This window comes from Microcoleus sp. OTE_8_concoct_300, from assembly GCF_031383065.1.
Lineage (GTDB): Bacteria > Cyanobacteriota > Cyanobacteriia > Cyanobacteriales > Microcoleaceae > Microcoleus.
Genome location: NZ_JANMZH010000339.1, coordinates 1 through 12,018, shown reverse-complemented (window position 1 = coordinate 12,018; position 12,018 = coordinate 1). Strand labels below are relative to the sequence as shown.

At 40.1% G+C, this 12,018-nt stretch carries 9 protein-coding genes; all 9 read right to left on the bottom strand.

Going from position 1 to position 12,018, the window contains the following annotated elements; genetic code table 11:
• Positions 1-330: NAD-dependent epimerase/dehydratase family protein (locus ACUVJL_RS15380; protein WP_445246638.1), on the bottom strand; the 330-nt coding region annotated here is incomplete at its 3' end.
• A gap of 51 nt (positions 331-381) precedes the next feature.
• The gene (locus ACUVJL_RS15375; protein WP_445246637.1) at positions 382-1,266 is read right to left on the bottom strand and encodes an SDR family oxidoreductase; all 885 of its coding nucleotides are present in this window, start codon (positions 1,264-1,266) and stop codon (positions 382-384) included.
• Positions 1,267-1,290: 24 nt separating this feature from the next.
• Positions 1,291-2,265, bottom strand: a complete 975-nt coding sequence (locus ACUVJL_RS15370) for a radical SAM/SPASM domain-containing protein (protein WP_445246636.1) — start codon at positions 2,263-2,265, stop codon at positions 1,291-1,293.
• A gap of 102 nt (positions 2,266-2,367) precedes the next feature.
• The gene (locus ACUVJL_RS15365; RefSeq protein WP_445246635.1) at positions 2,368-3,060 is read right to left on the bottom strand and encodes a hypothetical protein; all 693 of its coding nucleotides are present in this window, start codon (positions 3,058-3,060) and stop codon (positions 2,368-2,370) included.
• 75 nt (positions 3,061-3,135) lie between these two features.
• Complete coding sequence (locus ACUVJL_RS15360; RefSeq protein ID WP_445246634.1) at positions 3,136-3,822, bottom strand: class I SAM-dependent methyltransferase; 687 nt, start codon at positions 3,820-3,822, stop codon at positions 3,136-3,138.
• Positions 3,823-3,859: 37 nt separating this feature from the next.
• Positions 3,860-4,630 carry a TylF/MycF/NovP-related O-methyltransferase gene (locus ACUVJL_RS15355; RefSeq protein WP_445246633.1) on the bottom strand — a complete coding sequence of 257 codons (771 nt, stop codon included), beginning with the start codon at positions 4,628-4,630 and terminating at the stop codon, positions 3,860-3,862.
• Between the two features lie 49 nt (positions 4,631-4,679).
• Positions 4,680-7,157 carry a tetratricopeptide repeat protein gene (locus ACUVJL_RS15350; protein WP_445246632.1) on the bottom strand — a complete coding sequence of 826 codons (2,478 nt, stop codon included), beginning with the start codon at positions 7,155-7,157 and terminating at the stop codon, positions 4,680-4,682.
• 67 nt (positions 7,158-7,224) lie between these two features.
• Positions 7,225-9,744 (bottom strand): TIGR04372 family glycosyltransferase, encoded by a 2,520-nt coding sequence (locus ACUVJL_RS15345; RefSeq protein WP_445246631.1) that lies wholly within the window; start codon positions 9,742-9,744, stop codon positions 7,225-7,227.
• 28 nt (positions 9,745-9,772) lie between these two features.
• Positions 9,773-11,953: a tetratricopeptide repeat protein gene (locus ACUVJL_RS15340; protein WP_445246630.1), complete on the bottom strand. Its 2,181-nt coding sequence runs from the start codon at positions 11,951-11,953 to the stop codon at positions 9,773-9,775.
• Positions 11,954-12,018 lie beyond the last annotated feature (65 nt).

Sequence of the window (12,018 nt, the reverse complement as noted above, 5' to 3'; positions counted from 1 at the left end):
GCGGCAAGCGTCTAGCAGGCTAAAAGTGCCTTGAACGTTGGAGTGGTAGTATTGGCTGGGGTTTTCAATCGACGGTACTAAGTCTGCCAGCCCTGCTAGATGAAATACCCAGTCAATTCCTTCTAGGGTTGAGGGGGTGATAGTGGCTGCGTCTTGCTCGATGAAGGTAAATTTGTTATGGGTTTTGGCTTGTTCTAGGTTGGCGAGGCGACCTACAATCAGGCTATCGAGGCCTGTGACGGTGTGACCGAGGGCTAAGAGGCGATCGCACAGGTGGCTGCCGATAAAGCCGGCAGCTCCCGTAACTAAGCAGTGTTTAGAATTAGTCAATCGATTGCTCCCAAAAATACTTTTATTAATCTATTTTAACAATGAAGAACTTTATAACTTGCTGATGAAGGACATAAAGACTTCACTCATTGAGGTAAATTGCATTCCTGTAGCCTTTAAAAATTTAGTAGAGTTCAAATAGCTTTTTTCAGTCCGTCTATCAGCCAAGTTTAATTCTTCTTGAGACTTACAAACAATTGCCACATCAGCTACATTTTTTCCCAATGCTAATACAAACTGTTTGGCTAGTTCTTGCCTGGGGAAGAATACTGGGTTGGCCATATTATATAAGCCGGAAATTCTCTTTTCACAGCTTAAAACTACAGCCTTTGCTACATCTTTTACAAATGTAGGAGAAAAGACTTGCTCAGCAATACAAATTATAGGTTGCTCGCTTTCAATCTGTTTATACCACTCCGAAAAAAGGTGATTTTCATAGGGATCTTCCCCAACAATTTTGCTCAACCGCAATATGAGACTTTCGGGAATACTTTGCTGAATATATTTTTCTACTTCAGCTTTTTGTCTGCCATATTCATTAACTGGATTTGGTGGATGTGCCTCACTGTAGTAGCCATGCGTTCCTTCATAAACAGCATCGCTGGAAATATATACAGGTTTTATCCCCATAGCTTGCATATCGCCAATCAGTTGACAGGTCTTCTCCACATTAACTTTGTAACTCATTTCGCGCTCTATAAAACAGCGGTCTATTTGGCACATACTTGAAAATACTATGCCAAAAATAGAGTCATCATTACTCAGAAAAGACGGAGATACTCTGTCACCTATACGATGTTCTAAGAGGTCAAACTTAAGCAGTTCAGGATAATTAGATTTAGTTTGCGTCCCTATAACTTCATATCCCTGAGATTGTATATATCTCAGAGTATGTCTGCCAATAAATCCAGAAGCACCGATGAGCAAAAATTTCATAAATTTGGAGATTGTAGATAATTTCTAAGCTGTTGCGCGAACAGGCGACTTAACCACCACCTCGGGTGTCCAAATACTGCATCCCTGACACATTTGAATCTTATTCCGCTGCTTATTAGCGTGCAATGACCGTACCTTAGTGAAGTCTTCCCCGTTCCAGATTTCCTTGATAGAATGATTTGAGAAATCACCCATGAGTTCTTTAACATTGTAATCTATATTGCACATCGGTACTTTTCCATCAACTTGGATTACCATTGAAGAAAAAGGGAATATACAGGGTTTATCGGCGTACTTTGCTATGGTGTCTTCTGCTTCTCCAACAAGCTGATTTCCCCACGTATGGGCTGGCTTAGCGTATACGTCATCTTGTTCAGAAATCTTTGAATTCCAGAAAGACGACCATTCCTCAAATTCGTGTTTGTTTGATTCCATCAACACCATCCGAATTCGGATACTCATGGGTGAATTTCTTTCGTTGCGGATGCGAATTAAGCTGAGAATGTTCTCCAGTACGACATCGTAGTTCAATCGGAGGCGTATAGCTTCATAGGTGTTTTTGGTGATTCCGTCAATGGAAATCATAATGTCGTCTAGCCGAGCATCAATCAGTTGATTCACCAGTTTAGGGACAAGCAGTTGTGCATTTGTTGCAAATGTTACCTTTTTAATACCTACATCTTTCAGCATTCTGACTCTGTGCGGCAATTTTTTGTCTAACGTCGGTTCCCCATCCCGATTGAGACAGACAGTATCTACCCACTCGGCATACTCGGCGACTTCATCGACAAATTTGGCGTACAAGGTATCGCTCATCATCACATCTTTGACTTTCTCCCAGTCATTGATGGTACACATAGTACACCTGGCGTTGCAGGCGTTTACTGTTTCGATTTCAAAAAACCTAGGAAAGTTTAAAACTGATTCTAGTTTGTCAATGTTAAGCCTTTGAGCAAGTTTTTGATTTTCGGTGCTTTCAGGAAATATTACGTTAACCATTTTAGCCTCTCTTATTGTTTGATTGATTGCTTGTGTAAACTTGAATCTAGTGAAAATTTATTGAGTTACTTAAATATCTGCACTACAACAACTCCATAATTCCTACAAAAGGCTTGAAACAGCATAGTGCCTATCAAATGGAACTTTAAATTCTTTTTCTATCTGTTTTCGCATAACGACAAATAATAATATAGCCATAGATGATAGAGAAGATGTATTCTGTAAAACCTCCATTAAATCATAACTGTAGGGAACCAGATCGCCCTTTTTTTTATTTACATTTAAGTACATACCTATCATTTTGTAATTATTTGCCACTGCTAGAGTTTCAAAAAAAAGTGGGTTGTAGTTATAAAAACCGTGATTTAAATATCCATAAAATGGAATTCCATGAATCATCAATCCCCCCAGTCCACATAGATTGTGAATATTTTGAAATACATTAACCTGATTAAAACAATGTTCAGTTGTTCCGTGATTTGTAACCAAATCAAATTGCTCTCTATAACCATAGATATCGGAAATATTTTTGTTAAGGTCAAAAACAAGAGCACCGTAGCGACCATCCGCATCTATGCACTTATAGGTTTGAAACCCCAGGCATCTATAAAAAATCTCACAATTAATTTGATTGGCTGTCGCCTGCCAGCTAAAATCAGTTTTGAGTAAATTTTGTGCGTATTCCGGCTCCATAATATCCTGAGAACCTAGTTCTATAACTGTCTTGAGACCGTTAAATAAACCCTGTTTGTGCAAGTCGGCTGTTATCCTCAATCCGTGAATGCCATATCCCATACTTAATTTTCCTTTTTACTGTATTGAAATCCCTGAACTCGCTGAGCTTGAGTGAGCATTTAATCACCTGTTTAGTCATTGACGGACACCTACCCCAAGCGCCATTAGATAATGAGCCATTGGATAGAACCCGGTATGGACAACTTCGTCATTCATCGAAAAAATAAAGACATTGTGAAAATACTCCTGCATAGCAGTTTTTAGAGTATCAGCCGATTTTAAGTTAATGTGACCTTCCTGACTCCACTGGGAGGCATAGGGGGAAGCGGTGATATTGGGAGTACCGACGATGAATACTCCATGAGGTTCCAGAACTTGGCAGATATTTTCCCAGTAAAGATGTTCTTTTTCCGGCTCAATGTGTTCTATCAAGTCTAGAGAATAAGCAGCATCATAATTTCCGCTAGGAGCTTGCTCAGTAATATCGACTACAGAAAACTTGCAATTCAATCCTTCAGCTTGTGCCTGCTTGGTTCCCCATTCAATAAATAAGGGGTCAAAATCTACACCGTGAACAAACTCGACAGTTTGGAGGAGGAGCCGCATCCCGTATCCGTCGCTGCACCCTATTTCTAGCACTCTGGATTTGCCTGTTAATATTTTGGAGCAGAATTTATACCTTGCCAGCAGGAATGTTAAGCGTCTGGGATCGGAGCGCCAGCTATGGCTGGCATAAGGTCCCATTTGTACGGGGCCCATCTCTTGCAGGGTATCGAACTGAATTTGATACTGCGCTTCTTTAGTGTTAGTTTTGTCAATCATTAGGAATTTCCTGGGCTAATTAGGTGTTTTCATTAACTTAGCTTCGAGCGAATTTATAGGAATGAACGATGAATTTCTTGCCATGCCAACTGTAGGAGCCCTCATCGCTGAAGTTAACGAGAAATTTTTCTACAATTTCCGACCAAGCTCTGCGTTCTCCCCATACTGGCGAGCCTCTGTTACAATTCCAATCATCAAAAAATATGGCTGTACCTTCTTGCACAAAACCTTTATTAAAACAAGTTTCTAATACTTCTAATGCCGATTGATATAAGTCACAATCAATATGTAACATGGACAATTTCGTATCATAAGGGATTTGAGCAAGAGTATCTTTGAACCAACCATCATAAATCAAAATTCTGTTTTCTGGTAGATACTCTTTTTTGCAGAGTTCTAATAATTGTTGCTTGCTGCCCCCTTTGCAGGCTCCAGATCCCCAAGTTCCAGCTCTAACATGGGGGGATTCTCTATCTATGGGGGATACTGATTTAGGCAATCCTTGAAAACTATCAAAAAGATACAGTTTTTTGCTTTTAGCGCTGTCAATGTAGGGATAAAGTTTAGCAATATTTGATAGTGATGAGGCTATTATCTTAGAAGTTTTTCCAGCTTTAGTACCAAACTCTGCGATATCTCCCTCAACATCAGCTCCACATACATACATAACGCCTAAAGCCAGAGCTTTTTTCGTCTCATCGTTCCACAACTTCCTGATGTTTTGTATATCTCCTTCTTCGGTTTGTTGAGGAGGAGTTTCTAAGTGCAGCTCTTGCAATTTTTCAGGAGTGTTAGTTTGCTCAATCATGGTGAATCTCTTTTTAACGAACAAGCCTTGTAAAAGTTTAACTGAAGAACTATGTTGATGGCCAACCAAATTTTTTAAAAATTTGCTCTGGTATCCTTTCGGCACATCTTTCAATTTGTTCGGGAGTGAACACTCTGCGCCACTCATCTACGCTTCCTTTTCGTAGGTGTTTGGTGGCTTGAAAATCTGGTGGTTCGGGGAAAACAAATCGAGAAATTTCAATATCGTAAAAATTCAGGATAGACTCAAAAAACTTATTTGAATCTGTCGCTAAATCTTCCTGCTTCGTGAAAAGTATTTCCGGATAAAATAAAGGATCTTCATCAGCATCTATCCAGCCCTTAAGCCACTTAATAGCATCCGGCAAATACCATTTCTCTATTTGCCAGTTAATTTGCTCTGTCAGAGATAACGAAAAGTAGTCGGGAGGCAATCTTAATTGAGTAGAAATTAAATATTCCGGAGATCGATAATCATTTGTTTGCTTTAAATAGTGTACAAAGGATAGCAGAGCTTGTCTCGGATCACGAACGTGAACAATTAACCTATCTACCACCATTCTGAGAGCAAAGAAATTTTGGGGTACCGCCGGAGCGTGGTCGGAAATTAAAGTAGATAATGATTCTTTATATGGTGATTGAGTCTCAAGTTTAAACAAGATATTAGGTCGGTTAGCTGATATCAATTTTTGGGGAGAGGCAGCAGCAGAGCAACTATTGATTAATTTTTCTAAGGCGTTAGCAATATATGTAGTTCCTGATTTAGGTAATGAAATAAAACACATCCTCCCTATAATTCCCTTAGAGCGATCCTCCGCAAATTTAATAGTGTTGGATTGATGATAGTGAATAAATGCCCGCTCTTGGTCTCTCACAGACATGAATAAATTAGCCAAATTGTAATGAATTTCGGCTGAATCTATTTTTAGTGCCACCGCCCGTTCGTACAAATCAATTGCTTTTTCTAACTGCTGCGTCTCTTTGAAAGCATTTCCTAATGCTAAATAAGGCTCGATAAATTTTGGTTCAATTTCAACCGCCCGTTCATAACTATTAATAGCTTCTTGAATGTTGTTGGAGGCACCACATATATTTCCTAAATAAAACGGCAATTCGGGTAAATCAGGTCGGATGCACATGGCTTTTTTACAGATAGCGGTTGCTTCATCTAACTTGCCCAATTCAACCAATTTATTAAGCAATTTTAAATAAGCATCAAGTAATTCCGACTTGATGGTATCAAAGTTAGTGTGGACAGCCATTGCATCCAGGTAATTTTGACTTGCTTCAGTAAAGTTATCTCCACCAATAAATATATTCCCTAATTGTAAATATAATTCTGCTCGCTCGGGATAGAGAGTTATAGCTTTACGATAAACAGCAATTGCTTCATCTAGCTTCCCTAATTGCTTTAGTTTTTGAGCGAGACTCAAATAAATGTTTATGTCATCAAGATTGGCAGCCAAAACTTGTTGACAAGTATCCATAAGTGTGTTAAGTTTATCTTGCTCGCGTTTAGCAAAAAGTACCTGTGCTAGATTATAATGGGCTTCGGCATAATTAGGATCTAGTTTAACCGCGCTTTGGTAGCTTTCAATGGCTTGGGATAACAGTCCTTTCTTTTCAAAAGCTCCTCCCAAGTGGAAATTAGCTTCAGCATTTTTACTATCAACTTTAAGAGCCTGCCAATAGTATTCTATAGCACCATCTAATTTGTTTTGGTCAGCCAGGATATGGCCAACTTTTGTATATTCCTCTACAAAATTTTGTGCAATTACCACTCCACCTTGCTGCTGAGATGAATACTCCTCGTTTGACAAAAGGTTTACTTTTAAATACTGGTTATCATAAGGCATAGAGAAAGTTTTGTCTGTCATTTTTTGCAAAACTACATACAATCCCATATCCGCTTTACCAGCATCGGAACACAAAGACTTTACAACTTGTTCGCTGTAAGGAACGAGCCCCGGCAGGCTGAATGCGAATCGATCGTTAGACTTATATGTACTGAAATAAATAGCAATCAACTTATAGTTGTTCGCTGCTGCTAAATTATAGAAAAAAGAAGGATTGTAGTTATAAAACCCATGATTTACATAGCCTTGAGTCGGCAATACATGAATCATTATCCCTTCTACTGCACATAAATTATGAATGTTTTTCCATGACTCAAACTGATTAAAACAATGTTCGGTAGTCCCATGATTTGTTACCAAATCAAATTGGTCGGAAAACCCATAAGTTTCTTGAATGTTTTTATTAAGGTCGAAAACACGAGCGTCATAAAGTCCATCTGCATCTATACATTCATAAACTTCAAATCCCATACTTTGATACAGAGTTTTTGCAGTAACTAAAGTACCTGGATTAACCTTGAAGGCAAACAACGCATCAAGTAAGTAGGCAATTTCCTCTTGCCCCGATGCAATATCCTGTGAACCCAGTTCGATAACTCGCTTGAAGTTATTAAAGTATTGATGATGACGTAAATAATTGTACAGATATAATGTTGGACTGGCAATTCCCATGATTTTATACTCCTTGTTTTGGTAAGTTTTCCGATTTCAATTGAAAGATTAGGCTGCTACCGCTATTTCACTCTTTCTTAAAAAGAGCAGCATACTTTTTCAAGAAAGATTGTCCTATGCGGCTGCCTATGTAGCTGCCATAAGTAGTAGCTATCCTGTAAAATTGTTCCTGAAGTAGCCGCTCTTCGTCGCTGTAATTGATTTTACCATCCAGATAATTCAACATTTCGACAACCACATCATTGATTTCTTCCTCTGTATTGTCCACCACTATTAAACCCCTAGAATCGTAGTATTTCCTAAATTCTGAATAAATTATTGGAGAGCTGAATATTTCCCAAAATGTTAGATAGCGTTTTTCCGACTCAGAGAAGTAAAGCTTGGGAATAAAGATATTTTTGGGAAAGCTGGGGGGCAGTCCGAGTGGTATCCAATTAGTCAGAGCGCAAGGAACGCCAAATATAGGAGGAATCCAACTCACGCCCGAACTGGTGCCTATCAAAAATTTACAGGAGGCACAAAGAAAAATATCCATCCAATCACTCTTATATTCACTATGAGCATAATCAATTAATCGATCGCACTTGGGCAGAGGTTTCATAGTAGGGTCTCCCATACGAATCACCCACCCACCACGCGCTGCGATCGATTTGACTGCTAGTAAGTAGGTATTGATATCTGCATCGCGGGTAGCAGGATGCACTGTGTTCCAATTTTGGTGGAAACCAGGTTCTCGAACATGAAGGGAAACAAACCAAGCATTTTTTGGCATTCCTAATTTTTTCAAGCAATCCCATCCCCGTTCTGCGTCTGAATCTGACACACTCAGTAATGGTGGCCGATTCTCTTCTTCCCACTGCTTGTAAACCACCGCAGCCACTTGAGTAGAGTTCATTAATGTCTTTCCACTAGGCAAGGTTGTCGCCCAATAAAAATCTGTTAAGTAGTCTGCTGAAGGATGAGAAATAGGCATTTGTGACGCATCGGATATGAATTCGATGTAAGGCTTCCAGTAGTTTAGCAAAGCTTTATTGGGGATTTTATTATATGGAGTCACCAACATCATAGTTTTGTGCTTCGGTCTCCATCTCAGGAGGCCGATCTTTAGATAGATATCTAAGCAAGCGAGGTGACCGAGAGCTAATAACCAGCTACTAGCATCCAGCAGGCGGATTTCTAGCTCATCTAGTTGATGTACTTGAGCTAATTTTTTTTGAACCTCAATTCCTTGATGCCATGCCTGATTTGCCGCTTCGATATTGCCGCTTATAAACAACTGAGTTCCCATTGCTATGTAGGTATGTATCCAGTCAGGTTGAACAGCGATCGCCTGCTGAAAGCTTTTAATGCCCTCATCCTGCTGTCCCTCCTGCAAAAGAGCTGTTCCGAGGCCCAAGTACATTTCTGCCAAGTTAGGGTTAATTAATAGACCCCTTTCATAGTAACTTCTTGATTGACTAAAGTGACCTTTTTCTAAAAAGAAATAGGCAATTCGTGAGTGCATTTCTACTGATTTAGGGTGAATAGCTATTGCCCGATTGAAGCTTTCCACCGCTTCCTTTATCTTTTCCTGCTTTAACAGTATATTTCCTAGGTTAATATGTGGTTCTTCCCAATCAGGTTTAAGGGTGATCGCCTGATGATAGCTCTCAATTGCTTCATCTAATTTATCCTCCTGTCTCAGCACATTCCCCAGCTCGTAATGTGCCTCTGCCCAGTGATAAGATGCGTTTGTCAAGTGATGCTGGCGAATAACTATTGCCTGCTGGTAACTCTCCATCGCCTCTTTTAATTGACCTTGCTGTGTTCGTACTTTGCCCTGGTGTAGCAGTGCCTCTCCCAACCTGTCGTAAGATTTACTATCATTTGGGTTCACATCGATCGATTGCCTGTAGGCGCTAATCACTTTTTCCAAGCACAACAAGACGGTGGATGAATTGAGCACTGACATAAATTCCGAGGATTGCCGGAACCAAGCAATTACTTCTTCGCGGCTTGCGCCGTTGTAGAGAGCGTGAAGGTAGTGATTTTTGCCTTCACTATCGGAATTTCGTTTAAGATACGTGCGATAAACTTGTTCAATAAAATCTTCGCTGTTAATTTGTAAATTTTTTTGCAGAAACTCTTCGTCATTAAATTGGTTGGGTAAGAGTTCATCCTGCAGCTTTGGGTATGACTGAAAAAAATCCGAGTCTATCTGTAGCGCTAATTCATACAAAGTTTTCCCCAAGCTGTTGTAAAAGCCGTAAAAGTTAGGATTTTTATCTATGGCCCGACGGTAGACTATGATAGCTTCGTCCAGATGACCGAGTTTAGATAATACCTCTGCCAAGTTATAGTGAGACCAAGCGGAGTTGGGATTAAGCTCCCTAGCCCGAGTGTAAGCCGTCGCTGCTTCTTCCCATCTATCCAACTGAGCCAAGGCTTCGCCCAAGTTATGATAAGCCCAGTAAAAGTCGGGGTTCTGCTCAATAGCTTTCTTATAGGTAGCGATCGCTTGTTCTAAAATACCTTCCTGTTTATATTTGTTAGCTATCTGAAAATAGTTAACTTTTATTTCCTTGCTTTCTGTTGACGCAATCTTCATAAGGATTTCGTATTCTCAATAAAATCTTCTATCTCTCTGGCCAGTGAAATCTATTTAGCAGTCGTTTAGGGATTATACTAGAAGCCTTCTCAGCTTGTTCTGGGGTAAATACTTCCCTCCATTCCTCAATACTACCTTTTCGATGATGTGTACCTTGTTTAAATTCAGGAGGCTTTGGAAAATTAAAAGTTAACCTGTCTATTTCATAAAAATCAATAATTTTTTCAAAGTAATCTTTGGGATTAGTTGCTAAATCTTCATGTCGCGTAAAAAGTATTTTGGGATAAAAGTAGATATTTTCTTCTGCATCCAGCCATCCTTCTATCCATTTAACAGCTTGGGGAAGATAGAAATTTTCTATTTGCCAACTAATTTTTTCTGTAAGTGTCATGGAAAAATAGTTTTCGGGGAACCACGAAAATGAGATCAAGTAATGTGAAGGTCTTTCTTGCCCTTGAATCATATCCCGATATATGTTGTCCCAGTAATGTATCAATGATAAAACACCTTGACGCGGATCGCGAACATTCACTACTAATCTGTCTACCACCATACTAATTGTAAATAAATTCCAATCATTAGCATTAGTATGATTAGCAGCCATCACACAAGATACGGATTTTTTTACTATTTCTTGTGATTTGATTCGCCAATAGTATTCAGGCCATACACCTTCAACACATAAATGTTCAGGAGAGTATGGCCGTAAAGATAACCCGTTCATTAAGGCGTTCATAATATAGACTGTTCCTGCTTTTGGCAAGAGACACAAGCAGATTGTTCCTATTTCTCCGCTGCCACGGGCTTCAGAAAACTTTAGCTGATTGGCTCTATAATAGCTAAGGAGTGCTTCATCTCGCTTCCCTTGCCATAACAGTACACTTGCTAGGTGCAAGTGAGCTTCAATAGAGTTAGGCTTTATTTGAATCACTCGTTGACAACTGTAAGTAGCCTTATCTAGTTGATTGTTACGTTGCTGCAACTTGGCTAAATTAAAAAATCCTGTTACTGAATCAGGCTGAATTTTAACTGCTTGCTCGTAGGCTTGAGTTGACCCCTCGAAGTCTCCATGTTCTGCCAAAGCCTTGCCCAAGTCGTAGTATGCTTCTGCTAGATTAGGATTCATGCCGAGCGCTTGGCGATAAATGTGAATTGCTTGATTGAGTTGACCTTGTTGTGTCAGTATCTCTCCTAAATTTTTGTACGGCTCATATAAATGAGGGTTAAGGAGAATGGCGCGCCGATAGGCTGCTACTGCTTGCTCACACTGATTTTGCTTGGCTAAAGCCTTGCCTAACTGCCACCAAATTTCGCTATTTTCTGGTTGTATCTGTAGAATATTTTGATATGCGCCTACAAAATCAGGATTTAGGCTGATAATATATCGGTAGGCTGCGATCGCTTCTCCGTGCTGTTCGTACTTGGCGTGTGCGTTCCCTAGTTTCGACCACAGTTCCCAATTCTCTGGCTGGATTTCTAACACGCTTTTGTAGACTGGTATGGCGTCGGGATTTAATTCAATCACCCGCAGGTAGGCTGAGATCGCTTCTCCCTGCTGTTTGTACTTGGCGTGTGCGTTCCCTAGTTTCCACCACACTTCCCAATTTTCTGGCTGGATTTCTAACACGCTTTTGTAGACTGGTATGGCGTCGGGATTTAGTTGTATAACTTGCTGGTAGGCTGCGAGCGCTTCTTCTCTTTGCCCAACTTTAACTAAAAATTCTCCTAGAGCCCACCAAACTTCCCAGTTGTCGGGTTGAAGTTTCAGCAAATTCTGATAAGCTACCACTGACTCTGGATTTAACTCGATCGCCCGCTGATACATCCCGATCGCCCGATCCAAATCTACCTGGCTTCTCTGCCGCAACGCCTCTGCCAAACTTGATTGAATCTCCAGCTCATCAGGACTCAGCTCGATCGCTTTTTGATAACAAACAATCGCCTCATCCAACCGCCCCAATTTAGTTAAAGCTTCCCCTTGATTGTAATAAATCCAAGCCGACGAATCAGGGTTCAGCTCGATCGCCCGACTGTAAGCATTGACTGCTTCTTCCCACCGGGAAACCTTAAGCAAAACATCTCCCAAATTTGCGTAAGACCAATAAAATTTGGGGTTTTCCTCAATAGCAGAGTGATAAGAAGCGATCGCCTCTTCCAATCTCCCTTCCTGCTTTAGTTTGTTTGCCGCGTCAAAATAGCTTACAGTCATTGCTTGTCTCCCGCTTTCCTCAAACGTTGTTAATCATACTGTGATTTGATACTAAGGTTTATGAA